The organism is Myxococcales bacterium, assembly GCA_016720545.1.
In the GTDB taxonomy this organism is placed as follows: domain Bacteria; phylum Myxococcota_A; class Polyangia; order Polyangiales; family Polyangiaceae; genus JAAFHV01.
Genome location: JADKKK010000015.1, coordinates 34,463 through 59,915, shown reverse-complemented (window position 1 = coordinate 59,915; position 25,453 = coordinate 34,463). Strand labels below are relative to the sequence as shown.

Genomic DNA, 25,453 nt, shown 5'->3' with positions numbered 1-25,453 from the left:
AACCATGGTGGAGGACGCAGTTCGGGCGGTGGGCCTCACCAAGACCTACGGAGCCGGCTCGGGTAGCGTGGTGGCGCTCGACGACGTGAGCCTCACGATCGCGCCCGGCACCGTCGTGGCGCTCCTCGGGCCCAGCGGCTCGGGAAAATCCACGCTCATCAAGGCGCTCGGCTTCGTGTCGCCCGCCGACACCGGCGAGGTGTTCTTCGAGGGGCGCCTCGTCGTCAAGGACGGCGTGCCCCTCGCCGATCTCGCCCTCTTGCGCAGACGCCACCTCGGCTTCGTTTTCCAGAAGGCGAACCTCACGTCGTTCCTCACCGCGCGCGAGAACGTGGAGATCGCCTGCGAGCTCGGCGGCAAGACCGACGGCCGTCGCCGCGCGCGCGAGCTCCTCGCGTATCTCGACGTGGGCAATCGCGAGGCCTCGTACCCCGAGATGCTGAGCGGCGGAGAGCAGCAGCGCGTGGCGATCGCGCGCGCGCTCGCGAACGATCCCTCGCTCATCCTCGCGGACGAGCCGACCGCGGCCCTCGACAGCGTCCGGAGCCGCGTCGTCATGGAGCTCTTCCAGAAGGTCGCGCACGAGCGCGGCGCGGCGGTGCTGGTGGTCACGCACGATCACCGCGCCCTCGACGTGTTCGACGCGCTCTACGAGATGGAGGACGGGCGCATCCGCCCGAGCGAGCTCGGTCACGCGCGAGGGGCATGAGCGCCCGCGAGCCCGACGTCGACCCAGAGCTCCTGGGGCCGCGGCTCCATCCGTGAGCAGCCCTCCCCATCGTCGACGCCGCCGCGCCCCGCGCATCGTGGGCGCCGACTTCCCGGGGGGGGCGGGATCAGCGGCGTAGAAACGCCGCCCTCACGGGTGCGCTCACGGGTGCGCGATCACCACCAGGGTGCGCGCGCGCCCCAGCACGCACCGCAGCGCGCGCTCGAGCGTCACGGGATCCAGCGCGGCGAAGCTCTCGTCGAGCACGACGAGGTCCGCGCGCTGCAGGAGCGCGCGCGCGATGAAGAGGCGACTCCGCTCTCCGTGCGAGAGCTGCCAGCCCGTCTCGCCCACCATCTGCATCAGGCCCGCGGGCATGCGCTCGAGGAGGCCCCCGAGGCCGAGCTCCTCGCAGACCGTCGTGGCGAGGTCGAGGTCCTCCTGTCGCGCGGGCCAGGCTCGCCCCATGAGCAGGTTGAACGCGAACGTGGCCGAGAGCACGTGGTTCTCGTGGAACTGCGGCGCCGCGACGACCCGTTGACGCCAGCCGTGGCCGCCGAGCGTGTGACGGTCGAGGCCCCCGAGCAGGAGGAGCCCGGTCTCCGGCGCGCGGAGCCCGGTGAGCAAGGCGCCCAGGGTCGACTTCCCTCCCCCGGACGGCCCCTGCAAGAGCAGCCGATCGCCGAGCTGGACGCGGAGGCCCACGCCTCGAAGCACGGGCTCCGGGCGCGACGGGTAGCGGAAGGTGAGATCGCGCGCCTCCACGAGGGCGCCGCCCGCAGCGCTTTCCATCCCGACAGCGACGAGCGCGGCGCGGCGCGCCTGCTCCTCGCGCCCGCCCGCGCGAAAGAGCTCGCCCGCTTGCGACCACGCGACCTGCGCGCCGAGGAGAGAGCCCACACCTCCGGAGAGCTTCGCGAGCGCTCCGTGCGCGAGGAGCACGCCGCCCACTCCGAGCGCCAGCCCGGCTCCCGTGGTCTGACCGGACACGAACGACGGCACGATCGACGAGAGCCCCACGAGCAGCCAGACGCCCGGCGCGGCCGCGAGCACCGTCGAGAGCCGGTCCATCGCGGCGGAGCGCTCCACGTAGCGCGAGAGCTGCGCGTCTTCTTCGAGGTGCCACGTCGCGCGCGGCTCCTGCGCGAGCCGCGTGCGGTGCCCGACCATGCGCTCCACGAGATCGTGGGTCATCTCGAGGCGCGCGACGGTCCACGCGCGCAGCCTCCGCAAGAAGCCCCACGAGAGGACGACGACCACCGCCGCGCACGCCGCGAAGAGCGCGGCGCCTCCGAGGCCGCTGGGGCCGCTCGCGAGGATCACCACGGCGACCAGCACCTCGACGATCGCGAGCACGCTCCCCAGCGCCCCCGTGGTCACGAGCGACTCGAGCGCCTCCGACTCGATGACGCGGCCGAGGAGCTGGCCCGACCCCTGGTGGCGTGTCTCTTCGGGCTCGAGGTGGAGCGCGCCGGCCAACATCCGGCGCTTGAGCAGCACCGAGACCTCGAGCGCCGCCGCCCCTTGCCACCACGCGGTGAGGCTCCGGAGAGGCACGGCGGTCGTGAGGAGCAGCGCCCAGGCCACGAGCCACCCCGGCTCGAGCCGCCCCTCGAGGGCGCCCTTGCCGACCACCCACCACGCGAGCATCGCGAGGCCTTGAAGCGCGACCTGGCAGGCCACGATGGCGGCGGCGCGCCGGGGCAGGCCCGCCTGCCGGAGCTGATCCACGAAGGGCGCGCTCGGCGGCAGCGCCACGATCCACCCCGCCTCGAGCACCCGCCCACCGAGCGCCTCGCGGAGGATGGCGTCGCGCGCCCGGCTCCTCCGCGCGGGGACCACGTTCGCTCGATCGAGCAAGCGCTCGACGCGACGCTCGGACTCGACGTCGAGGCCGGAACGCAGGGCCGCGCAGAGCTCGCTCGCGAGCACCGCGCGCAAGGCGCCATCGCGACCGAGGAGGCACGCCGAGGCCCCTCGCCTTCGCACGTAGAGGAGCAGGTGCGCGCTGCCCTCGTGGGAGACCGAGAGCACCTTCGGCCCCGTCTTCTCGAGCTCGACCTCGAGCTTCTGATAGGTCGGATGAAATGGCTCGAGCTCGATTTGGAGCGAGCGCGCCGCGGTGTCGATCCACCGCCCGAACGACGCGGGCTCGCGCAGGACCCCCTGCGGCGGCTCCCCGGGCGAGGCCCCCGTCCCGGCGGTCAGCCCGAGGCCGGGCGCGCGCGCGAGCGCCGACAGCGCCTCGCCGGCGAGCTCGACCGGCCAGCACGACGCGCGTAGGTCGTCCGAGAGCGCGCGCGTCATCGCTCCTCGAGCCGCCCGCCGCGGAGAGTGAGCCGGCGCCAGCTCGGATCCTGCCACAGGCCGCGCTGCACCATGTGCTCCGCGTCGAGCAGCGCGCGGTAGCGAGAGCCCTCCTGCGCGGCGAGCTCGTGCGGAGGCCCGTCCTCGACGACGCGTCCCTCGTCGACGACGAGCACCCGCGGAAAGCCGAGTGTGTCGCCGACGTCGTGGGTGACGCAGAGCAGGGTCGCCGCGCTCCACAGCTCGCGCGATCGCGTGAGCAGAGCGCCCCGTCGCTCGCGATCGAGGCCGCGAAAGGGCTCGTCGAGGACGACGAGGCGGCTCTTCGCGCGGAGCATCGCGCGGGCGAGGCGCACGCGCTGCCCCTCCCCGCCCGACACGAGCGCGCCGCCGTCGCCGAGCGAGCTCCCGAGACCCTCCGGGAGCCCGTCGAGGATGCCGAGGACCCCCGCGTCCTCGAGCACGGTCGCGAGCGCGGGGCTGTCCGCGAGCGCGCCGTAGCGGAGGTTCTCGAGCAAGGAGCGATTCCACAGCTGCACTGTGGGATCGACCCACGCGGTCTCGAGGCGGAGGAGGTCGAGGCGCTCTCCACGCAGCGGGGCGCCGTCGACCCGCGCGTCGCCTTCGGCCGGGCGATGCCACCCGAGCAGGAGGCCCACGAGGCTCGATTTGCCTGCGCCAGAGGGCCCGACGATGGCGACGTGCTCCCCCGGCGCGACGCGGAGGCTCACGTCCTCGAGGATGGTCTTCCCGGCGGCCCGCACCGACAGGCCCTCGAGCTCGATCGCGACGCCGGTGACGGGGCCCGTGGCCTCGCGCGGAGCGCTCGGAGCCGCGACGCTGGCCTCGTCCTCGATCGCGCCGAGGGGCTCGAGGAGGCGCAGCGTGAGGTTCCGGACCGACGGATATTGCCGCAGGGAGATCGCTATCTCCTGGCCCACGAGCGGCAGACGGAGCGCCCAAAAGACGAGCAGGAGCGCGCCCGCCGGCTCTCGTCCACCGCCGAGATAGTGAAAGAGGAGCCAGACCGCCACGACGACGCCCACCAGCCCGTCCAGCGACTCCACGGTCACCGAAGCGCTGAGGAGCCCATGCATCGAGCGGCGCAGCTCGCCGAGGACGGTCTCGTGCTCGCGTCGGAGAGCGCGCTCGGCGCCGTGCGTGCGGAGCGCCATGAGCCCGAGGAGCGCGTCGAGGTAATAGCGTGTGAGCGAGCCCTGATAGGCGTGCACCTTCAGGTCTCGTTCGACCAACGTGGACAACATCGCCCACGGGATGACGACCGCGACGGTCGCCGCGGCGAGCACGATCGGCGCGCTCGCCGGATCGAGCCACACGAGCCCCGCGGCCGTGACGACGAGCTCCGCCACCGAGCGGAGGAGGCGGTACCCGAGCGCGGGGAGCTGCCTCACCGCGTGGATGGCGTGGGCGCGGTGGGTCATGTCGGAGGTCGGGCGGCTGTGGAAGTACCGATCGCCGAGCCGTGGAATCTTCGCGAGGAACGCCATGCGAAGGCGGGTCTCGAGGTCTCGTCCCATACGGAGGCTGCTCGCGACGAGCGGCACCTCCAGCCCCACGAGGCACGCGAAGAAGATCACGAGCGCCGCGAGCGCGCCCGCGCGCTGCTCCCACGTGGCGAGGTGGCGCCCCACGTCGAGGAGGCCCCGCAGGATGAGCGCCTCCAGCACCGCGCCCACGGTGGCGAAGAGGGCCGCGCCCGCGACGAGCAGCGGGGTCAACATGCCGTCTTCGCGCAGCATCTTCACGAGGCCGCGGAGCGGCGCGGCGGGCGCCTCGTGGAGCGCCGCCGCGAGCTCGGGCGAGAGCGCGGGGGCCTCGCCCGAAGCGCCCGCGTCGCGCCCGACCGGGGCTCTGTCGCGGCGGACCTGGACGAGGACCGCCCCGCGGAGGAGCACGCGCTCGCTCCCTTCGTCGTCGGCGTCGAGAGGTCCGGCGCTGAAGAACGACGCAGGGATAGAGGTCTCGAGCCTCCCCGCGGCGAGCTCGGCCCAGGCCTCTTCGAACGAGGCGCGGAGCATACGCGCCGCGGCCGCCCCTCGATCGACTGCCCCCGAGCGCACCAGAGTCGCGGTCATTCGGGTGGATGCGTCGAGCGCCGAGAGCCCCCTCCAGGTGGGGTCTTCCAGGGCTCGGGCCACGAGCGCGCTCCCCTCGACGGAGGCGCCGATCGCGCCGAGCCTCGCGCGGAGCGCCGCGAGAAAGTCGCTCGAACCGGCCCACTCGCGCCACGCGTCGGCGGGGAGCGGCATCGCGTGTTGGTAGGCGCTCGCCAGGAGCTCTTCTTCGGGGATCCAGCGGCGACCGGTCGCAGGATCCATGATTTGCGCGAGCCCGCCGAGGCGCCTCCACACGACGATGAAGTGCGTGTTTCCGTCCGGGTTCTGGATCACCAGCATGGCCGGGAACACGTCGGTCTCCGGCAGCAGGAGGTGATCGAGCGGCAGCATCATTTGCTCGGCGCGCAGCCCAAGCTGATTGGCCACCTCCTCCATCACGTCGATCGACGTCCCGTCGACGTCGGTCTGGCACGCCTCTCGGAGTCGCCCGTAGCTCACGTCCACGCCGAACCCCGCCAGGAGGCACTTGAGCGACGCGGGCCCGCAGTCCATCGCCGAGGTCTGCACCACCTCGGGCGCGAAGAACGTCGGTCGGAACCCTCTCTCTCTCTCAGCGTCAGCCGCCGTCGCCATTACGGGGCCTTCGGCGCACCCTGGAGAGGGGCGGCGGGTGCGGCGGGTGCGGCGGGTGCGAGAGGTGCAGCAGGCGCGAGGGGCGGCGGTGGTTTCGCGCCGAACCGGCCCGCGGCGCGCAGCACGAGGGTCGCCGGCGTGACCTCCTCGACCGTGACCTCCACCACCCCGGGGAGGCCGTGCTGAAGCGGGATTCGGGACGACGGGTCAGGGCTCACGCCGAGCTCGACGCGCACTCGCCCGTCACGGAGCTCGGTGGCGACCTCGGTCACGGTCGCGTCGACCGCGCCGTATTCGGTCCAGGGAAAGCCGTCGAGACGCACGCGCGCGCGCTGCCCGGGGCGGACGCGCCCGAGCGCTCCGGCCGGCTCGAACGAGGCGACGACCCGCAGCCCACCACTGGCCACGATCGTCGCGACGTGCGCGCCTTGCGCGAGCACCGAGCCCACGCGGGCCGTGCCAATCTCGCCCACGCGACCCGTGGCCGGCGCGCGGATGGTGCGCCGCTCGATCTCGTATTCGAGAGACAGCACGCTCGCCGTGAGCGCGGAACGTTCGGCCTCGAGCCGCGCGGCCTCGCGCTCGAGGGTCGCCACCCGCGCTTGACGATCGGCCTCGCCGGTCGTCGACTCGCGACGGACGCGGTCGACGGTCGCGCGGAGCCCCACCTCCGCGGCCGCCCGACGATCCGCCTCGGCCTGCGCGCGATCGAGCTCGGCGAGCGACACGATGGCCTCGGCGTGCATGCGGCGGTTGCGCTCGGCCTCCGCCTTGGCGGCGCGCGTGAGGATCTGCCCCTCGCGGAGGCGACTCTCTGCCTCGCCGAGGGCGGCGCCGAGCTGCTGACGAAACGCCACGACCGCGCGCTCCTCGGCCGCCACCTGGCGCCGCGTAGCCTCGAGCTCGGTCGCGAGCCCCCCGAGCTTCGCGCGAGCCTGGGCGAGCTGGAGTCGCTCGGCGACCGCGTCGAGCTCCACCAGCACGTCGCCCGCCGCTACATGGGCCTCGAGCGCGAGCCGCGCGGCGACCACGCGCCCCGTGACCTGGGCGTCCACGGGGTGGGTCGCCCGCTCCACCTCGAGGCGCGCGTGCTCCGAGGCCGCGTACACCGGCACCCGCGCGCGCACGAACCACACGACCCACCCGCACGCGAGCGCCGCCGCCGACACGAGCAGGAGCCGCGCGCCAGCCGAGGACTGGCTCGCCAACGAGCGCATCGTGGTGGGGAACGAGGAGGACATGCGGCGGAGCGGCAAAGATCTACCAAATGCGCGCCGAATGGCCTCCTTTTGTGCGGTCGAGCGACCTGCTCGAGGGCCCCGCTCGAGGGCCGCCGCGCCGCGCCGCCGGAGCGCGGCCCGGAAAATCGACGCACGAAACTGTACTTCTTCGACCCGCTTCTTCTTACTACCTTTGCCGCCAGTACGTCGCGCGGCGGCCGTTGCAGGATCGATGTTCCGAACCCCGTTCTCCGGAGGTCCCCATGAGCGCAGTCCTTGACCGTCACGCCCTCGCTGCCCACGTCCTCGTCGCGCTCGCGGGCGCGGCCCGCGCCGGAAGGACGCTGACCGTGGCCGACCTCGCCGAGACCGTGAAGGTCCGGCGCGGCGACGTCCGCGGGATCGTCTCACAGCTTCACGCCGAAGGTCACGTCGACGCGCTCCGCATGCGCCTCACCTTGTCGGGGCTCGCCCTCGCGCGCGCCTTCGCCAAGTCGACGCTGAAGCGCGTCCGCAAGGCGCGCGTCACCCCGGCGGCCGTCGTCGCGGCCTGACCGGAGCGCAGGCGCCGTCGCAGGTCACGGAGCGCCCCGAAGAGGTGTCCTCGAGCACCCTCCGCGCCCCGTCCCGGCTGATCGCCTACCTCGGCCGCGGCTCTTCAGCCGGCGCGCACGACCTTCACGTTGAACATGGGATTCTGGGTCGCGCCGTAGATGCGGGCCCAGAGCACCACGTACATCTCGGTCGCGCGCGCGTTGGTGAGATGCGCCCTCGTCGAGGTGCTGCAGAGCTTCTCGGCCGAGGGGCCCGCCATTCACGCGCTCATGAGCCGCACCCGCGCGACCTCGGCGAACGCGCGCGCCTTCGTGAGGTTCCTCGTCGACGCGCTGGGGCGCTGAGGCCGCCAGCTCGTGCGTCGACACACCACGTGCGCTACATCGAGCCGCCATGCCCGCGCGTCGGCCGAGCCTCTCCGCGCTCCATGCAGCGCTGGTCGTCGCGCTCGCCACCGCGGGGGCGGGAAGGGCCCAAGCCCAGCCGCGCGCGGAGCCGACGACGCGGGCGCCCGGAAGCTCGGCCGTGACGCCCCCGCGGCTGATCTCCGTGCCTCTCCTGCCCTACCCGTCGAGCGCGCGCGGCGACGCGACCGTGACGCTGACGCTCGTCGTCACGACCGAGGGTGCGGTGCGAGAGGTCCAGGCCGAAACGGACGGAACGGCCGGCGCCGCCGGCCCGTTCGCGGAGGCCGCGGTCACCGCCGTGCGCACCTGGAAGTACGCGCCCGCGACGCGCGAGGGGCGGGCCGTCGCCGCGAAGATCAAGGTGCTCGTGCGGTTCACGGAGCCCACGCCTGCGGCGGCCCCGACGACGACCCCCGCCACCCCAACGACGCCCGCGACCCCGACGATCCCCGGCGCGACCCCGCCTCGCGCGCCGATCGTCGAGCAGGCGCGGATCACGGGGCTGCGGGCCGAGGCGGGGCGCACGGCCTCGCTCTCGCGCGCCGAGGTTCGTCAGGTGCCGGGGACCTTCGGCGATCCCTTCCGGGCCGTCGAGATCATGCCCGGCGTCACGCCCATCGTCTCGGGGCTGCCGTACTTCTTCGTGCGCGGTGCCCCGCCGGGGAACGTGGGGTACTTCCTCGACGGCCTCCGCGTCCCTGTGCTGTTTCACGTCGGCGCGGGCCCCTCGGTGGTGAACCCCGGTTTCGTACAGCAGGTTGACCTCTACCCGGGCGGGTACCCCGCGCGCTACGGCCGCTTCGCGGGCGGCGTGGTGGCGGGGGAGCTGCTCGAGCCGCTCGAGCGGCCACGCGGCGAGCTCAACCTTCGACTGTTCGACGTGGGCGCGATGGTCGAGACGCCGTTCGGGAGCGGCCGCGGGAGCGTCGGGGTGGGCGGTCGTTATTCGTACACCGCCGCGCTCTTCTCGCTCTTCTCGCCCGAGACCCTCCTCCAGTATTGGGACTACCAAGCTCGCGCTAGCTTCGCGCTCTCCGAAGACGACCGCGTCTCGGTGCTCGCGATGGGGTCGTACGATTACCTCGCGCAGAAGGTGCCGGACGCCGAGCCGCTCACCCTGTTCGGCGCGGAGTTCCACAGGCTGGACCTGCGCTACGAGCGGCGCCTCGGAGGGCACGGGCGGCTGCGCCAGGCCGTCACGCTCGGGGTCGACTCCTCGGTGATCTCCGCGGACCGCAGCACGCGCGACAGGCTCGTAGGGACCCGCACCGAGCTCGAATACCGACTCTCGCCGACCGCGCTCGTCCGCGCCGGCGCCGACCTGCAGCTCGACTCCTACGACGTGCGGAGCGGCCTCGCAGACCTCAGCCCCTCTGCGGCGACCGTCGCGTCACTCTTCCCCTCGCGCGCCGACCTCGTGATGGGCGCGCGCGCCGACGTGGTCCTCCAGGCGCACTCGCGGCTCGAGGTGGTCCCGGGGGCGCGGGTCGATCTCTTCACCTCGGAGGGGGCCGTGGCGGCCGCGATCGATCCCCGCCTCGCGACGCGCACGCGCCTCACGGACCGCGTCTCGATTTTGTCCGCCGCGGGGCTCGCCCACCAGGCACCGGCCTTCGTCGTCCCCGTGCCGGGGCTCCAGCCCGGCGGGCTCCGCGGCGGGCTCCAGAAGGCCGTCCAGCAGAGCCTGGGCCTCTCGGTCGATCTGCTCCCGGACACCACGCTCACGCTGACTGGATTCCACAATGGTTTCTTCGACATGAGCGATCCGCTGGGGGCCACACCTCGCGCGACGCAGGGGTGCCCCCCGGGCTCGCTGCCGACCGGCACGCTCGCGGGCGACCGCGTGACAGACCCCGGCCCGACGGGGGGCACGTGCGGTCCGCGCTTCGCGGAGGGAGCGCTCGGGCCCGACCGCTCGGGGGGCGGTGGACAGGGCGCGGACAGCGCGACCGCGCAGCGCAACGCGGCCGCGCTGGAGGTGCGCACGCGAGGCCGGTCGTACGGCGTGGAGGTGTTCTTGAAGAAGCGCCTCACGAGCCGGCTCGGCGGCTTCTTCTCGTACACGCTGTCTCGCTCGACTCGCACCTACGGCGGTCGCGAGTACGTGGCCACGTTCGACCGCGCGCACGTCTTGAACCTGGCCGTGGCGCTCGACCTCGGCCGCCGCTGGCGTGCGGGGACCCGCGTGGTGTTCTACACGGGGGTCCCGCAGGCCTCCGGCGACGACGGCGCGCCGAGCGAGCGCCTGCCTCCCTTCTTCCGAGTGGATCTGCGGCTCGAGAAGCGCTGGGCCCTCAGCGCGACGGCGCACGTCGCCGTCGTCGCGGAGTGGCTGAACGCGACGCTCACGAAGGAGGCGATCGCCACGCGCTGCACGCTCGCGGGGTGCGAGTCCCAGTTCATCGGCCCGGTGACGATCCCGAGCCTCGGGCTGGAGGGCGGGTTTTGAGCGCGCGGTCGCGAGCGCGTCTCGCCCCTCGCACCTTGCGGTGCGCACGATCGCCCGGCGCTCCACGCGGTGCTAATCGAGAGGCCACTGTGACCCTCGCTCGCTCCATCGGCCCCGCGCTGCTGTCTCTCGTGGCGGCGCTCACGTCGTCGGCGTGCGGGACCTCGAGCGCGGTCGAGGCCGGGCCGCCCCCTTGCGATCAGGCCTGCCAAGACAACGGCGCCGCGCGCGCCGTGCGCGAGACGATGAAGCTCGTCTACAACCTCACCCTCCAGGGCAAGCCCGTCGGCCGGCAAGACGCCACCGTCGACTGCCCGAATGGGGGCCGCGCGAGGGTCTACGGAGAAGCGACCTCGAACGCCGACCAGGGGACCACCGCGGTGACGCTCACCTACGAGCTCGCCGCGTGCGCCTACACGCAGCGCGACGACGACGTGGACGAGACCTACGCCATGACGCTCTCGGGCACGCTCACGCAGGTGGGCGTCCTCGCCGTGCAGCCCGGGAGCTCGACCGCGCTCGTCATGAGGAGCCCAGCGCTCACGCTCGCCGGCACGGTCCACGAGCCCGCCATCGCCTACCGAGGGGAGAGCTGCGTGGTCGCGTTCACGCAAAATGGCAATCGCCTCACCGGGACCGTGTGTGGGCGCCCCGTCGGGCTCGATCTCTAGCGGCGCGTTTCCCCTCCCCCCCCCCCCCCCCCCCCCCTCCCCCCCCCCCCCCCCCTTCCCCCCCCCCCCCCCCCCCCCCGTGCACGGCGTCGGCGTGCGCGCGCTCGCGATGCTCCCCCGCTTCGGGGCGGTCGGGGGATCGTTCTTGGTGGACGCGCTCGAGATCCGGAAGGTCGACGACCGCGTCACCCCACCTCGCGCGTGCTCGCAAGACGACGTCGACACCTCGTGCGGGCCAGAAGGCGACTGCCTCTATGGGCGCTGCGTGCCCGCTTCGATCACGTGGGGGCCGCTCCCTACGCCGCAGATGCGCCGCGAGCTCGTGCGGACATGGATCCACCTCGCCACGCACGTCCTCGGGGACCGCGCAGGCGCCTCTCGGGGCGCGGCCTTCGCCGTCGAGGCGACCCGGCTCGCCACGGAGGCGCGGTCGTCGCGCGAGCTCCAAGGCGGCCTCGCCCGGCTCGTGAACGGGCTGCGCAACAAGCACAACTCCTTCGGTGGCGTCCCGCTGCCCTCGACGCCGTTCGATCCACGGCTCGGGAGCTCCGTCGACCACGGGCTCGGTTGCTTCGGCGTCGTCGAGAGGGATCTCCTCGGCGGCGGCTACGGGTACGGGGTCTTCCGCGCGGCCCCCGACGGCCCGCTCCGCGTGGGAGACGTCGTGGCGTCGATCGACGGACAAGAGCCCAAGGTGTGGGTGGATCGCCACTATCCGTCGTTCGCGCCAACGGTGCCCGGCGATCCGCGCGCCGACTGGGGCGCCAGCGCCACCTCGCTCGCCGAGCTGCTCGTGACGCGCGCTCGCACGGTGACCCTCACGCGTTGCGCTCCGGGGACCCCGTGCGAAGGCGCCGATCGCGCGACGGTCACGGTCGCCGTCGCGGACGAGGCCTTCCGCGCGCTGCTCGGCGGGGCGAGCGCCGCGACCTCGTTCGCGTGCACTCCGCGCCTGCGGGACGCGGTCGCGAGCCCGCGGGGTCGCGTCGGAGCCGAGGACGCCGTAGACGCGGAGCTGCGCCCGGACGGCGAGGTGTCGGTGCAGTTCGACGGCTTCTCCGGCGGCGCGGCCTGGGACGCGGCCGTTCGGGGCGTCTTCAACGCGCGACCCGAGCGCGTGCTGATGGACGCGCGGGTCGGTCGTGGCGGTCAGTATGGCGCTCTGAAGACGCTGCTTTCTCTCGTTCGTGGCCCCGCGGAGCCGCTCGGCTTCTTCTCCGTGCTGCGCGCAGGACACGACGCGGCCGACTCGGCCCGCCTCTTGGATCTCGCGCGACCGTGCGCCGAAGGCGTTGGCGACGACCGCGCCTGCTACGGCCTCGGGGTGGACTCCATGTTCCAGGCGACGGGGAACGCGGAGCCACCTGGAGGGGCCTCCAAGATCGCCTGGTTGAACACGAACGACGTGTCCGCGAACGACTTCGCGGCTCGGCTCGTCAAGGGGCGCTCCCGCGCTCGCGTCTTCGCTCCGCACCCCACGTCGGGCTCGTTCGGGCTCGTCGTCTCGATCCCCCCGCTCCCAGGCATCACGGGAAAGGGCGCGATACAGGTTCAGGACACACGTTTTTCCGCGAGCCCGAGCGGGGTGGCTGCGGCCCCGTGGGAGAGCGGGCGCGGGGTGGAGCCCGACGAGGTGGTCGCCCAGCGCCTCTCGGATCTCCTAGCCGGTGAGGACACCCTCCTGCGAGTCGCCCGCGCCTGGCTGGAGGCACCATGATGGCCGTCGGTCGCGCCGCCGCGGCGGCCCTCTTCCTCGCCGCGCTCAGCGCTTGTGAGGGTGCCGCGCCCGCTCCGCCCGCGCCGGCACCGAGCGCGTCGGTCACTTCGCCGCCGCCACCGCCCGCCCCGCCGCCGAGCGTGCCTCCCCCGCGCACGCTCGTCACGGGCACGCTGCGCCCCGGCTCGCCGGAAAATCTGCTCATCGATCCGGGCTTCTCGGGTGCGGAGCAGGGCGAGCAAGGGGCCGGGGGCTTCCTCGCCTATTTCGCCAAGACGTTCGCGCGCTTCACGCCCGTGGCGGTGCCAGACTCCGCCTCGCCCGCCGGCCACGGCGGAAACGTGCTCGCGCTCTCCAACGCGACCGTGCCGCTGCCGAGGGCGATCGAGGTCGTCCTGCGCTTTACGGGCGGCAAGGGTCCGTTCGTCGCCGAGGTGTGGATGGCCGCGCGCGACCCCGAGGGCGCGGCGCGCCCGTGGGGCCCCACCGGACCTTCGGCCACGATCCTCGCGCCCGCCGCAGACCAGGCCACGACCCTTGCGCCCGACCAATCGCCACCTCGTCAAGCCAGCGGCCGGAGCTGGACGCGCTTCACTGGCACGTTCAGCGGCGACATCGTCGGCGCCGGCCTCCTCGTCGTCAACACGGGAAGCCTGCCCGGAACGGTGGACCTCGCCGCGCCGCAGGTGCTCGCCGTGCCGATCGTCTCCACGCTGGGGCGGGCCACGTCGCCGCGCTCGCTGCGACCGGAAGAGCGCGCGACGGTCGCGTTCGCGTTGTCTCGGGCGCCCGGCGAGCCGGGGCTCCCTTCAGGCGGCGCGCCTCCGCGGCCCCGCGTAGGGCCGAGGCTCGGCGGAGGCTCGCGTTGACCGGCTCGCGAGCTTCGCGCTCGCGACACGGAGACTCCAAGGGCGAGCTCCGCGCCAACACCGCGGGCCGAGGTAACTCGTACTAGTTGCGTCCGCGGTTCACGACATGATCTTCAATCCAGCCGGCGCGAACGTGGGTCTTGATCTTCATACTCGAGACGATCCCAGATCCTTGAAGGCCTGGCAACTCACTTCGGGTCCTGGGACGATGGGCGCGAGCTCCCGCGCGTCAGCGGGGCTTGCGCAGGAGCGCTCGTAGCCTCGCGACCTCGGCCTCGGCCGCCAGTCGCCCCGCGCGCTCGGCCTCCCTCGCCGCCCGCTCGCTCTCCTTCGCCGCCCGCTCGCTCTCCTTCGCCGCCCGCTCGCTCTCCTTCGCCGCCCGCTCCGCCTCCGCCTCGGTGGGATAGAGGGTCTGACCCTCTGGCCCGAGCCCGAGGCGCAGTCGAACCGCGTCGCCATGACCTACCGCGCGGATCCAGGCGCCGAGCACCTTCGAGCGCACGCGGTCGCCCTGGGTGGCGTCGACTCGCACGAGGCCCCGGCGCTTCAGCCTCCGAAACACTTGGAAGCGCACGCGGGTGCGGCTCGTCGCCGTCGCGTGGGGATCGAACACCACGAGCTCCTCCACGCCCAGCTCGTCGTACTGGGCCGGCCCGTCCTCGTAGTCCTTCGTGACGTCGTCGCCGACAATCTCGAAAGCCAGGCTCGGCACGACCCCGGTCTCCCAGATCTTCCACGACCGAATCGCGATGTCGGGATCGATGCCCGGGAGGACATAGACGTCCGGCGCGAGGCGGCTGCCAGGCTTGCCTTCTTGCCAATAGATGAACTGGTCGGCGCCCACGTGCGCCACCTCCCCCGGCCTGGCGTGCTCGGCCAGAAATCGCGCCAGGAGCGGCCGGAGGAGCTCGGCGATGAGCCGCTGGATCTCGTGCTCGCCCATGTCGTCGCTCGCGGGGTAGAGGTCGTCGCGCGCGCGCTTCTTTGCGGACAAGACCATGGTGTGCACTCCTCCGGGGAGGCTAGCACGGGATCCGACGGGGTCCGGTCGCCCGGCGGGCTCAGGGGCACACCGGGAGGCGGGCCCGAGCACGGAGCGCACGCGAGCCTCCCGCGCGGCTTGGAGAGAAATAACGACATGTCGGTGATCGTTTCGAGGTCGCCGGGATACAGACCTCGTGAAGCAGCCGACGCCCGCACCCCGTGCGGCGCGCACGCGCTCCCCACCCGCACCCTACCCACTCGCTCGCGCGGCCTCTCCCGGCCGCGAAGGGGTCCCCATGTCCATGCGCTCGAAGCCCTGTCCGCCCGCCCCTCGGTCCTCCCTCGCGACGCGCCTCCCGCGCACGCTGCGGTGGACGGCCCTCCTCGCCACGCTCATGGCGTGCGAGATCCCCGCGGGCCCGACGCCCGCTGGCGGCGCGGCCGGAAGCGCGCCGGGCACCGCACCCGGCACCAGCGCGCCTGGCTCCGCCGCGGCGAGCGACCCCAGCGTGCCCGCGGGGTTTCGCGGATTCTACAACGTGACGTCGATCACCACAGACGCCACGAGCGTCATCATTCGCACGACCGACGTGCCCGACCACAAGAGCCCGTTCTTCGGCAAGACCAGCCCGAAGTACGAGGCCTACAACGGCGACAACCCGTCGTTCAACACGGCCATCAACCTGATGGGGATGGTCTCCGACCCCACGCTGAAGGCTCAAGACATCACCCTGCGAATCCCCAAGAACCCGAAGGTGGCCGCCACCCACACGGCCACGGGGCTCGGGGCCATCGGCGTGGCCGTGAACGGCGTGGTCCTCTACAACCAGTACAACGGACGCCGCGCGCTGCTCGACTCGCTCGAGTTCAACAACATGGACCAATACGGCGGCCACCCCACGCCGGCGCCCGCGCTTCAGTATCACTACCACGTCGAGCCCGTACACCTCACGAAGACCCTCGGCGCCGACGCCCTCATGGCCTATCTGCTCGACGGCTTCCCAGTGTACGGACCGGAGGAGAACGGCGTGCGCCTGCGCTCGGCCGACCTCGACGCGTACCACGGGCACGAGCACCCGACACCCGAGTACCCGAACGGCATTTACCACTACCACTTCACCGACGACGCGCCGTGGCTCAACGGGGACGCGTACTACGGCACGCCCGGCACGGCGACTCGGTGACGCCCATGCGCCTCCTCCTCGCCACGCTCGCGCTCGCGCTCCCCCTCACCGCCGCCGACGCGCGGCCTCCTCTGCCCGAGCTCGACCTGCGCGATCCCAGCCTCCACTACCGCGGTGACGTGCTCCTCCGCGGTGAAGAACCCTTCGCAGGGTTCGTCGTGGAGCGAGGGCTCGCAGGCGAGGTGGTCTCGCGAACACCCTACGAGGCCGGGCGGCGGCTCGGCCTCGCGCGAGGATTTCACCCGGGCGGCGCGCCCGCGTTCGAGCGCACCTTCGTGGGTGGGGCGCGTGAGGGCACTCACCGTGGCACCTAGCCGAACGGCCGACCGCAGTTCGTCTATCACTATGCGAAGGACGTCTTCGACGGCGAACAGGTCGGGTATCACGAGAACGGCGTGCGCGCCGAGCTCCGACACTTCGTCGCCGGCCACGAAGAGGGCCAGCAGACCACGTGGGACTCGGAGGGCCGAGTCGGCGTCAACTACACGTTCAAAGGCGGGAAGCGCTATGGCATCGTCGGACGGCTTGACTGCGTCACGGTTCATGAAAACTAGTCTCCTGCTGGCCTTCGTGGCGGTGCTCCTGTTGGTGCTCCGCGCGCGGGCGGGGGCGACCGAGCCTGCTTCGCAGCGGGCCGCGGCGGTGGCCACGCAGGGCACGCCCGCCCAGGGGGGAGGCGCCTCGCTGATCCCCTTTTATTCGACGGCCGATTTCACGGCAGAGTGGCTCGCCCCCGTCGACCCGAGGTACGCGCGCATCCACCGAGTCGGCCCGTTCTCGCTGCGAGACCAGCAGGGCGAGCTGGTATCGAACGCGTCGCTCCGCGGAAAGCTCTACGTCGCGAGCTTCTTCTTCACGCAGTGCACGTCGCTCTGCCCGAAGATGTTGGTCAATCTGCGCCGCGTTCAGCGCGCCTTCCAGGACGAGCCCCGCGTGATCTTGGTGTCGCACTCGGTCATGCCGAGCGTCGACTCGGAGGCCGTGCTCCGCCGCTATGCCCGCGAGAACGGCGTGGACGGGCAGAAGTGGAAGCTCGTCTCGGGCGACAAGGAGACTGTGTACGCGCTGGCGCGACGCTCGTATTTCGCGGAGAAGCGCGCCGGCCTCCGGAAGAGCGACCGTGAGCTGCTCCACACGGAGAACATGCTGATCGTAGACGGCGAGGGGCGGCTCCGGGGCGTGTTCAACGCCACCCTCCCGGTCGAGGCCGACCGCGCGATCGACGAGCTGCGACAGCTCCTCCGCGAGCTCCCCTGACGAGGACCCCGACGGGCGCGATCACCGGTACATGCGCTCGACGCGCTCCTCCGGATCGCGCGGATCGAAGAGCAAGAGCGCCACGACGAAGACGAGCTCGGCGGGCTTCATGGCGAGGTACAGCGCGTTCGCCATCCACCGGCGCGTGAGGTGCTGCGAAAGGGGGAAGGCGAGCGCGTCGTACACGCGGCGCGCGAACCGCCCGAACGCCGGCCAGCGCTCGTGGAGGAGGTCCTCGAAGGCGTTGGCGAGGGCGAGCTGACGATTGACCACGATGGGCCGGCCGCGGCGCACTCCCCAGCGGAGCGGGCGTACGAGCCCTGGGCTCCCCTGCGCGGCGACCGTGCAGAGATAGTGGCAGTCCCTCGGGGGCGGCTTGGCCAGCTGCGAGAGGGGGTATCCGCAGGTGTGGAGAAAGGTGTCGACGCCGCCCGTTGGACTCGCGAAGATCGCGGCGTTCAGCACGGCGTGCGCCCCGAGGAGCACCGGGAGCCCGAGCAGGCCGTGGAGGGGGTTCGACGGCTCGTGCGCGACCCCCTCGACCGGCGCGTCGGGCTCCGCGGGGCGCCGATACACGGGGGCCTGGCCGGCGGCGATCCGCGCGGCCTCCTCGGCCTCGCGCGCCGAGCGCGCGGCGATGGCGGCGGCGGTCTCCTCGCCCCGCGCGCGCAGACGGCCGAGAAACGCGCTCGCGAAGAGGAACACGCTCACGTAGGGAGTGAGCACCGGCGCGGTGATGACGAAGATGATGAGCGGGACCGCGGGCGCGAACTGAACCGCGAGCACGAGTTGGAGCACCACGCCGGCGAGCAGCGCGGCCCCTACGACAGCCTCGGCGCGCGGCCCGAGGGACTCGCTCCTCCGCGCGTGGATGAAATAGGCCACGACCGACACGACGTGCAGTGGGATGAGGCCGTAGACCTCGGGCGAGCTCAGGGGACGAAAGTTCGGGTCGCACTGGTTCGTCGTGCACGGATCGGCGGCGGCGTTGAGCAGCAGGCCGAACACGGGGAGCGCGACCAAGAAGAGCGCGCCCACCACGAGCTGACGCGCGTAGCGCGCGCCCCGGCGGCCCGCGCGGCGGGTGAAGGTGACGGCCCCTACCACGGACGCCGCGAGGGCGAGGAGGCCGAGGACGCTCAGGAAGGCGCCGAGCATCCCGCCGAGGCCGGCGCCCACGAACGCGAACGGCGCGGGGGTGAGCCCGAGCGCCACGGCGAACAGGTACGTGAGCGCGCGCGTGTGCAGCGGCGACTCGGCGAGGGGCGCGTCGGGCGGGGAGGTTACCGAGATCACCTCTCAAGCCTCGCGCCGACCGGGCCCGAGCACAACGTGGGAGATGGGGAGAGGCCGGGCGGGCGCGGCGAGCCGTCGGTGGACGGGGTTGAGCGGCGCGCGATCGGAGCAGATCAGCGCGGGGTCAAGGGCTCGCGAGGAGGGCGTCGAGCTCCATCGTGAGTGACTGCTCGTGGGCGGCGGCCTCCACCGAGAGCGGCGCGGCCATGAGGTTGTCGAGCTCCTGCGGATCGACGCGGAGATCGTAGAGCTCGGTGTCGCCGGCGTCGAAGCGAATGAGCTTGTACGACGCGTCGCGGATGGTCTTCCCGGTGCGCCCGAAGCCGGCGGTGTTGCCGAACTGCTCGGTCATGATCCACGAGCGGAGCGGCGCCTGGCTCGGGTTCTTCAGATAAGGCACGACGCTCACCGAGTCGACCGTCGCGCCGCCCGCCGGGAGCGCGAGGGCGGGATCGACGTTCGCGAGCTCGAGGATGGTCTTGAACAGATCGACCGTGCTCACGAGCGCCGAAACGCGGCGCCCGGGGGCGACGACGCCGGGGCCGGAGATGGTGAGCGGCACGTGGACGCCCCCTTGGTAGATCGTGCCCTTCGCGTGTCCCGTGGGGATGGGGGCCTGCGCCACCTCGGCAGGCGTCCCGTTGTCGCCGACGAAGATGACCCACGTGCGCGCGCGCACGACCGGATCGAGCCCGTCGAGGAGGCGCCCGAGCTCCATGTCCATCGCCTCGAGCATCGCATGGTAGTGCGTATAGGGGCGCACTGGCGGCGGCACGCCGTTGATCTCGCCGTATGTGTGGAGCGTGGCGGGCGGCGTGTGGAACGGCGAGTGGGCCGAGTTGTACGCGAGCCACAGAAACCAGGGCGTGGCCTGCGCGTTGATCCAGTCGCGGGCGTCGTTGGTGGTGACCGTGGTGGCGTAGCCGGTCTCGGGGGCGCTCACGCCGTTCACTGTGCGCGTCCAGCTCGAGTAGTTGGCGACGCCGCCCTGGAGGTTGCCGACATACGTCGGAAAGCCCACCAAATTCGGGTGGTTGGCGCCACCATTCAGCGGCCCCTGGAGGTGCCACTTGCCCACCGCGCCCACCGCGTAGGTCGGGTTTCCCTCTGTGAGCGCCGTAGGGAGCGCGCGCTCGCCGGGCGGCAGGGGGTGGCCCGCGAAGCCTACGGTGGTGCGGAACCCGTGCCGACCCGTCATGATGGTGGCGCGCGTGGGCGAGCACGAGGGCATGGACCACGCGTTGTCGAACGTCACGCCGCCGGCGCACAGAGCGGCGATCCGAGGCGCGCGGCCCGGGTCGGCCGACACCGCGTAGCAGACGTTGGAGTCGACCCCCATGTCGTCGCCGATCACGAGGAGGATGTTCGGCGGGATCGGTGGGGCCGCGTCGACCGCGGCGTCACCGCCGCTGTCGACCGGGGCGTCGGCGCTCGCGTCGGCGGGCGTGGCGTCGGGCGGCGACGCCGCGTCACGCGCGCCCGCGTCGCCCGCGTCGGGCGGGGCGGTGGGAACGGGGGGCGTCGTCGTGGTCGTGGTGGCGGTCGCGCTCGGGCTGGGACCGGCGTCCGTGACGACGCCAGGGTCGGAGCCGCACGCGCTGGCGAGGTGGGCTCCCGCCAGGAGCGCGCAGGCGAGCAAGAGGCCGCGCCGGACGTTGCGGCGCCGGGGAGGCCAGGGAGCTGAGGGGGTCATGGGGTCCTTTCGGCCGGCCGTGGCCGCACGCGCGTGGAACAGAGCTCGATCAGGGGCTCGCGAGGAGCGCGTCGAGCTCCACCGTGAGCGACGCTTCGTGGGCGGCGGCCTCGACCGAGAGCGGCGCGGCCATGAGGTTCGTGAGCTCCTGCGGGTCGACCCGGAGATCGTAGAGCTCGACGTCGCCCGCGTCGAAGCGGATGAGCTTGAACGAGGCGTCGCGGATGGTCTTGCCCGGCCGCCCGAAGCCACCACCCCCGAACTGCTCGGTCATCACCCACGTGCGCAGGGGCGCCTGCGCGGGGTTCTTGAGGTAGGGGACCAGGCTCACGGAGTCGACGGTGGCGCCGCCCGCCGGGAGGGCGAGGGCGGGATCGACGTTCGCGAGCTCGAGGATCGTCTTGAACAGATCGACGGTGTGGACCAGCGCTCCTACGCGTCGGCCGGGACCCACCACGCCGGGGCCCGAGATGGTGAGCGGCACGGTCACGCCGCTCTGATAGAGCGTGCCCTTCGCGTGTCCGCTGGGAACAGGCGCCTGCGTACACTCCCCCGGGGTGCCGTTGTCGCCGACGAAGATGACCCACGTGCGCGCGCGCACCGCGGGGTCGAGGCCGTCGAGCAGGCGCCCGAGCTCCATGTCCATCGCCTCGAGCATCGCGTGGTAGTGCGTGACGGGCCGCGCGGGTGGCGCCACGCCGATGATCTCGGGGTACGTGTGGAGCGCGGCGGGCGGCGTATGGAAAGGTGCGTGGGCTGAGTTGTACGCGAGCCACATGAGCCACGGCGTGGTCTGCGCGGTGATCCAGTCGCGCGCGTCGTTGGTGGTGACCGTCGTGGCGTACCCGGTCTCGGGGCCGTTCACGCCGTTCACGGTGCGGGTCCAGTTCGAGTAGTTTGCGACCTGCGCCTGCAGGTTGCCCGCGTAGGAAGAGAAGCCCACCAGGTTCGGGTGGTTCGCGCCGCCGTTGGACGCCCCGGAGAGATGCCACTTGCCGACCGCGCCCGCGGCGTAGGCGGGGTTGCCCTCGGTGAGGGCGCGGGGGAGGGCGCGCTCGGCGCTGGGGAGTGGGTTGCCCGCGAAACCGACGGAAGTGCGAAACCCGTGGCGCCCGGTCATGATGGTGGCGCGCGTGGGTGAGCAGAGGGGCATCGACCAAGTGTTGTCGAAGGTGACGCCCGCGGCGCACAGCGCGGCGATGCGGGGCGCGCGGCCCGGGTTGGCCGATACCGCGTAGCAGACGTTCGAGTCGACGCCCATGTCGTCGCCGATGACGAGGAGGATGTTGGGCGGGATCGTGGGGCCCGCGTCGCCGCCCGCGTCGACCGCCGCGTCACCGCCGGCGTCGACCGCCGCGTCACCGCCGGCGTCGACCGCCGCGTCTGCGTCGTTCGCCCCAGCGTCGCCCGCGTCAGGGGGGGGTGGCGGGGGTGGCGGCGGTGGCGGCGGCGGCGCGACCCCCGTGCCGGTGGCGGTCGTGTCTGGCCCGGCGTCCCCCGCGGCGCCGGGCTCGGAGCCGCAGGCGCTCGCGAGGTGGGCGCCCGCGAGCAGCGCGCACGAGAGAAACAGGCCGCTCCGCACGGCGCGACGAAGTGGAACGAGCTTTCCCATGATACGAGCCTTTCGCCCCGAGGACGCGCTGTCGAGTCAAATGCACATCGTTTGCGGTGAGGTAAGGTTCAGCTTGGTCTGGCCCGGCGCGGCGCGCGCGCCGAGGTCGTGGCGAGCTGGCCGCAGGCGCCGCCCACGTCGCGGCCTCGCGAGCGGCGCACGGTGACGAGGCAGCCGGCGTCGTGCAGCAGCCCGGCGAACCGGGCCGCGTCCCCGTCGTCGGGGCGCTCGAACCCCCCGCTCGGGTAAGGATTCCAAGGGATGACGTTGACCACGCTGCGGTAGCCCGCGGCGAACGCGGCGATGCGGGCCGCGTCGCCGGCGGTGTCGTTCACGCCGGAGAGCAGCACGTATTCGAGGGTGATCTTCTCGTGGGGCCTCGCCGGGTAGGCGAGCAGCGCCTCGCGGAGCGCCTCGAGGCCGTGCTTCTTCGTGACCGGCATGATGCGCGAGCGCGCCTCGTCGGTGGTCGCGTTCAAGCTGAGCGCGAGGCAGGGGCGCCGCGGCGCGCGCGCGAGCGCCTCGATCCCGGCGACGAGGCCCGAGGTCGACACGGTCACGCGCATCGGCGCGAGCCCGAGCCCCGCCTCGTCGCACAGCACCTCGAGCGCGCGCGTCACGCTCGCCACGTTGTGCAGCGGCTCGCCCATGCCCATGAACACGAGGGACACGCGCCCAGGGTCGGCTGGGCCGAGCGCGAGCAGCGCCGCGAGCACCTGGCCCACGATCTCGTCGGGCCGCAGGTTTCGCACGAGGCCCATCTCGGCCGTGCGGCAGAAGGTGCACCCCATCGCGCAGCCGACCTGGCTCGAGAGGCAGAGCGTGACCCGCGGGTTCTTCACCGCGCGCGGCATGTGCACGGTCTCCACGGTCGCGCCGTCGGCGAGGCGAATGAGCAGCTTCGTGGCGCCGTCGGCCGAGGGCTCGCGCCCGACGATTTCGGGGAGCGTCAGGTCGAGGTGCTCCTCCACGAAGGCGCGGGCGGCGCGGCCTACGTCGGGGACGAGGCCCTCGCCATTGCGTGTAGACTGCACCCATGTGCCGACGCGGTGGAGCCGCCCGAGGAGGTGGCGCGCGGAGCCCGGCGGGCCGAGCGCCTCGAGTTCGTTCAGGGTGAGGTCGGCGAAGCTGCGGCGGGTCATTTGCGGCTGCGAACGGGGACGCGAGCGGGGATGCGAGCGGCGAGCGGCGGCGCCCGACGTCGCTCTTTACCCGAGGACCCGCGCTTCGGCGAGGGACAGCCCAGGGCCCACCGAAGAGCTACCGCGCGCTGCCCCCGCCCGAGAACTTGGCCGTCGCCGGGCTCGGGGTCGGGCCGTTCGATCTACGCTCCGGACCAAGCGTGTATCATACACCAAATGGCACGACGGGCGACGACTCGGCGCTCGCGGGCGTCCGCCGCCCCTACGCGAGCTACCGGGACACGCTCAGCGCGGGATGCCTCGGGGGACGGAGGGCGCTGAGCGATCGCGCGTGCGCGCCCCTGAAGGCCTCGCCTCGAGCGCAGCGCGAGGCCCGGCGAGCTCTTGAGAGCGGCCGGACGACGCCCGGGTGCGCGTGGCCGGGGACGGGCCGCGCCCTGCGGCGAACGCTGCGCCCATGAGCGCGACGACCCCGAACACACTCAAGATCTGTGAACCACCCGCCCTCCGGGCAGCCGCCCAGAACCACGAGCGCTGAGGCCCGTGCGTGAGCACGGGTCGCCCAGCCGACCGGCGGCGGCCGAGACAAACGAGCGACGGCGCGAGGCTCTCGCCCCGCGCCGTCTTGTCACGCCGAGGGCTCGCACTTCAGCGAGCGCCCTCGGGCCGAGGTCAGGTCGACTCTTCGAACTCGGCGTCGATCACGCCGTCCTTCTTGCCACCCGGGGCCGCGCCCGGGCCGCCGGGGGGCGGCGCGCCGTTCGGGTCGATGCCGGCGCCCTGCGCGCCGTACATGTTGCCCGCGAGGCGGTGCGCCTCCTTCTCGAGGCGGTCGAGGACGTCGGAAATCTTGTCGTCCTCCTGCTTCTCGATGGCCGCGCGGCCCTCTTTGATGAGGCCCTCGAGCGTCGCCACGTCGGAGTCGACCAGCTTCTCGCGGTTCTCGCCGATGGTCTTCTCCATCGTGTAGCAGAGGTTGTCGAGCTTGTTCCGGCGCTCGACCTGCTCACGACGGACCTTGTCTTCCGCCTCGTGCTCGCCCGCCTCCTTGACCATGCGCTGGATGTCGGCCTCGGTGATCCCCGAGTTGGCGGTGATGGTGATCTTCTGGTCCTTGCCGGTCGCTTGATCGCGGGCGTGGACCGAGAGGATGCCGTTCGCGTCGATGTCGAACGTGACCTCGACCTTCGGCATGCCGCGCGGGGCCGGCATGATGCCCTCGAGGTGGAACTTGCCGAGGGTGCGGTTGTAGCGGGCCTCGGTGCGCTCGCCCTGGAGGACGTGCACCTCGACGCTCGGCTGGTTGTCCGACGCGGTGGAGAAGGTCTCCTTCTTCTGCGTGGGGATCGTGGTGTTCCTGGGGATCATCACGGTCATGACGCCGCCGAGGGTCTCGATGCCGAGCGAGAGCGGCGAGACGTCGAGGAGGACCATGTCCTTCACGTCGCCGGAGAGCACGCCCGCCTGCACCGCCGCGCCGACCGCGACGACCTCGTCGGGGTTCACGCTCTGGTCGGGATCGCGACCGAAGAACTTCTTCACCGTCTCCTTCACGAGCGGGATGCGGGTAGAGCCGCCCACCAGGATGACCTCGTCGACCTGGTTCGCCGACTTCTTCGCGTCCTGGAGGGCCTTGCGAACGGGCTCCATCGAGCGCTCGACGAGGGGCGTGATCATCTGCTCGAGCTTGGCGCGCGAGAGGCGGAGATCGAGGTGCACCGGGCCGCCCGAGCCCACCGTGATGAACGGCAGGTTGATGGTGGTCTCCTGCACGCTGGAGAGCTCGATCTTCGCCTTCTCCGAGGCCTCCTTGAGGCGCTGGAGGGCCATCTTGTCCTTGCCGAGATCCATGCCCGAGGACTTCTTGAACTCGGCCACCATCCAGTCGATGATGAGGTTGTCGACGTCGTCGCCGCCGAGGTGGGTGTCACCGTTGGTGGAGATGACCTGCACCACGCTGTCGCCGACCTCGAGGATCGAGATGTCGAACGTGCCGCCGCCGAAGTCGTAGACGGCGATGATCTCGTCCTTCTTCTTGTCGAGGCCGTAGGCGAGCGCCGCCGCGGTGGGCTCGTTGACGATGCGCTTCACGTCGAGGCCGGCGATGCGGCCGGCGTCTTTGGTGGCCTGGCGCTGGGCGTCGTTGAAGTACGCGGGCACCGTGATGACGGCCTCGGTGACCTTCTCGCCGAGGTAGTCCTCCGCCGCCTTCTTCAGCTTCTGGAGGATCTTGGCGCTCACCTCGGGCGGCGAGACAGCCTTGCCGCGGACCTCGATCGCGGTGTCGCCGTTGGCCGCGCGCATGGCCTTGTACGGCACGCGCTTCAGCTCCTCGGCCACCTCTTCGAAGCGGCGCCCCACGAAGCGCTTGGCGCTGAAAATGGTGTTCTCGGGGTTCGTGACGGCCTGGCGCTTCGCGATTTGGCCGACGAGGATCTCGCCCTTGTCGTCCCAAGCGACGACGCTCGGGGTGGTTCGCGCGCCCTCCTCGTTCACGATGACCTTCGCCTCGCGGCCCTCCATGACGGCCACGCAGCTGTTCGTCGTTCCAAGGTCGATGCCGATGATTCTGCCCATGGCTGCTCCTCCAACACCTTTCTACGAGGGACGCTGTTCCCGGCGTGCGCGGTACCCGCGCCCCAGAACCCGAACCGCTCGATAGAGCGACTG

At 72.4% G+C, this 25,453-nt stretch carries 20 protein-coding genes; 10 read left to right on the top strand and 10 right to left on the bottom strand.

The window, feature by feature from the left end:
* Positions 1-4: 4 nt before the first annotated feature.
* Complete coding sequence (locus tag IPQ09_23260; GenBank protein ID MBL0197092.1) at positions 5-709, top strand: ABC transporter ATP-binding protein; 705 nt, start codon at positions 5-7, stop codon at positions 707-709.
* A 162-nt stretch (positions 710-871) separates the two neighbouring features.
* Here the strand turns inward: IPQ09_23260 and IPQ09_23255 are convergent, their stop codons facing one another.
* Genes IPQ09_23255 through IPQ09_23245 form a run of 3 tightly spaced genes read right to left on the bottom strand, consistent with a single transcriptional unit; the run spans position 872 to position 6,968 of the window.
* Entirely contained in the window at positions 872-3,016 is a 2,145-nt protein-coding gene (locus tag IPQ09_23255; GenBank protein MBL0197091.1) for an ABC transporter ATP-binding protein, read from the bottom strand.
* Positions 3,013-5,727, bottom strand: a complete 2,715-nt coding sequence (locus tag IPQ09_23250) for an ATP-binding cassette domain-containing protein (protein ID MBL0197090.1) — start codon at positions 5,725-5,727, stop codon at positions 3,013-3,015. Before IPQ09_23250 ends, IPQ09_23255 begins: the two co-directional genes overlap by 4 nt.
* Positions 5,727-6,968, bottom strand: a complete 1,242-nt coding sequence (locus tag IPQ09_23245) for an HlyD family efflux transporter periplasmic adaptor subunit (protein ID MBL0197089.1) — start codon at positions 6,966-6,968, stop codon at positions 5,727-5,729. The genes IPQ09_23250 and IPQ09_23245 overlap by 1 nt, the downstream gene beginning before the upstream one ends.
* A 242-nt stretch (positions 6,969-7,210) precedes the next feature.
* Here IPQ09_23245 and IPQ09_23240 point away from each other — a divergent pair, with 242 nt between their 5' ends.
* A complete protein-coding gene (locus IPQ09_23240; GenBank protein ID MBL0197088.1) occupies positions 7,211-7,501 on the top strand; it encodes an Rrf2 family transcriptional regulator in 291 nt (96 codons plus the stop codon).
* Positions 7,502-7,605: 104 nt separating this feature from the next.
* Here IPQ09_23240 and IPQ09_23235 read toward each other — a convergent pair whose 3' ends face one another.
* Positions 7,606-7,761: a hypothetical protein gene (locus tag IPQ09_23235; protein ID MBL0197087.1), complete on the bottom strand. Its 156-nt coding sequence runs from the start codon at positions 7,759-7,761 to the stop codon at positions 7,606-7,608.
* 134 nt (positions 7,762-7,895) lie between these two features.
* Here IPQ09_23235 and IPQ09_23230 point away from each other — a divergent pair, with 134 nt between their 5' ends.
* The 4 genes from IPQ09_23230 (at position 7,896) to IPQ09_23215 (ending at position 13,615) form a co-directional block, all read left to right on the top strand.
* Positions 7,896-10,358: a TonB-dependent receptor plug domain-containing protein gene (locus tag IPQ09_23230; protein MBL0197086.1), complete on the top strand. Its 2,463-nt coding sequence runs from the start codon at positions 7,896-7,898 to the stop codon at positions 10,356-10,358.
* 89 nt (positions 10,359-10,447) lie between these two features.
* A complete protein-coding gene (locus tag IPQ09_23225; GenBank protein ID MBL0197085.1) occupies positions 10,448-11,029 on the top strand; it encodes a hypothetical protein in 582 nt (193 codons plus the stop codon).
* A 79-nt stretch (positions 11,030-11,108) separates the two neighbouring features.
* Positions 11,109-12,746, top strand: coding sequence for a hypothetical protein (locus IPQ09_23220; protein MBL0197084.1), 1,638 nt, complete (start codon positions 11,109-11,111; stop codon positions 12,744-12,746).
* The gene (locus IPQ09_23215) at positions 12,743-13,615 is read left to right on the top strand and encodes a hypothetical protein (protein ID MBL0197083.1); all 873 of its coding nucleotides are present in this window, start codon (positions 12,743-12,745) and stop codon (positions 13,613-13,615) included. Before IPQ09_23220 ends, IPQ09_23215 begins: the two co-directional genes overlap by 4 nt.
* 229 nt (positions 13,616-13,844) lie before the next feature.
* Here the strand turns inward: IPQ09_23215 and IPQ09_23210 are convergent, their stop codons facing one another.
* Complete coding sequence (locus IPQ09_23210; protein ID MBL0197082.1) at positions 13,845-14,615, bottom strand: Uma2 family endonuclease; 771 nt, start codon at positions 14,613-14,615, stop codon at positions 13,845-13,847.
* 280 nt (positions 14,616-14,895) lie between these two features.
* Here IPQ09_23210 and IPQ09_23205 point away from each other — a divergent pair, with 280 nt between their 5' ends.
* The 4 genes from IPQ09_23205 to IPQ09_23190 all read left to right on the top strand — a co-directional run bounded on the left by IPQ09_23205 (position 14,896) and on the right by IPQ09_23190 (position 17,040).
* On the top strand, positions 14,896-15,783 hold the full coding sequence (locus IPQ09_23205) for a YHYH protein (protein ID MBL0197081.1): 888 nt from the start codon (positions 14,896-14,898) through the stop codon (positions 15,781-15,783).
* 5 nt (positions 15,784-15,788) lie between these two features.
* Entirely contained in the window at positions 15,789-16,097 is a 309-nt protein-coding gene (locus IPQ09_23200) for a hypothetical protein (GenBank protein MBL0197080.1), read from the top strand.
* An 81-nt stretch (positions 16,098-16,178) separates the two neighbouring features.
* Complete coding sequence (locus IPQ09_23195) at positions 16,179-16,337, top strand: hypothetical protein (GenBank protein ID MBL0197079.1); 159 nt, start codon at positions 16,179-16,181, stop codon at positions 16,335-16,337.
* Complete coding sequence (locus IPQ09_23190) at positions 16,327-17,040, top strand: SCO family protein (protein MBL0197078.1); 714 nt, start codon at positions 16,327-16,329, stop codon at positions 17,038-17,040. The genes IPQ09_23195 and IPQ09_23190 overlap by 11 nt, the downstream gene beginning before the upstream one ends.
* 21 nt (positions 17,041-17,061) lie before the next feature.
* Here the strand turns inward: IPQ09_23190 and IPQ09_23185 are convergent, their stop codons facing one another.
* The 5 genes from IPQ09_23185 to dnaK form a co-directional block, all read right to left on the bottom strand.
* Positions 17,062-18,336 carry a hypothetical protein gene (locus IPQ09_23185; GenBank protein MBL0197077.1) on the bottom strand — a complete coding sequence of 425 codons (1,275 nt, stop codon included), beginning with the start codon at positions 18,334-18,336 and terminating at the stop codon, positions 17,062-17,064.
* A gap of 124 nt (positions 18,337-18,460) precedes the next feature.
* Entirely contained in the window at positions 18,461-20,029 is a 1,569-nt protein-coding gene (locus tag IPQ09_23180) for a sulfatase-like hydrolase/transferase (protein ID MBL0197076.1), read from the bottom strand.
* A gap of 49 nt (positions 20,030-20,078) precedes the next feature.
* Positions 20,079-21,641 (bottom strand): sulfatase-like hydrolase/transferase, encoded by a 1,563-nt coding sequence (locus tag IPQ09_23175; protein ID MBL0197075.1) that lies wholly within the window; start codon positions 21,639-21,641, stop codon positions 20,079-20,081.
* A 68-nt stretch (positions 21,642-21,709) separates the two neighbouring features.
* On the bottom strand, positions 21,710-22,783 hold the full coding sequence (locus IPQ09_23170) for a 23S rRNA (adenine(2503)-C(2))-methyltransferase RlmN (GenBank protein ID MBL0197074.1): 1,074 nt from the start codon (positions 22,781-22,783) through the stop codon (positions 21,710-21,712).
* A 672-nt stretch (positions 22,784-23,455) separates the two neighbouring features.
* The gene (gene dnaK, locus IPQ09_23165; protein ID MBL0197073.1) at positions 23,456-25,360 is read right to left on the bottom strand and encodes a molecular chaperone DnaK; all 1,905 of its coding nucleotides are present in this window, start codon (positions 25,358-25,360) and stop codon (positions 23,456-23,458) included.
* Positions 25,361-25,453 lie beyond the last annotated feature (93 nt).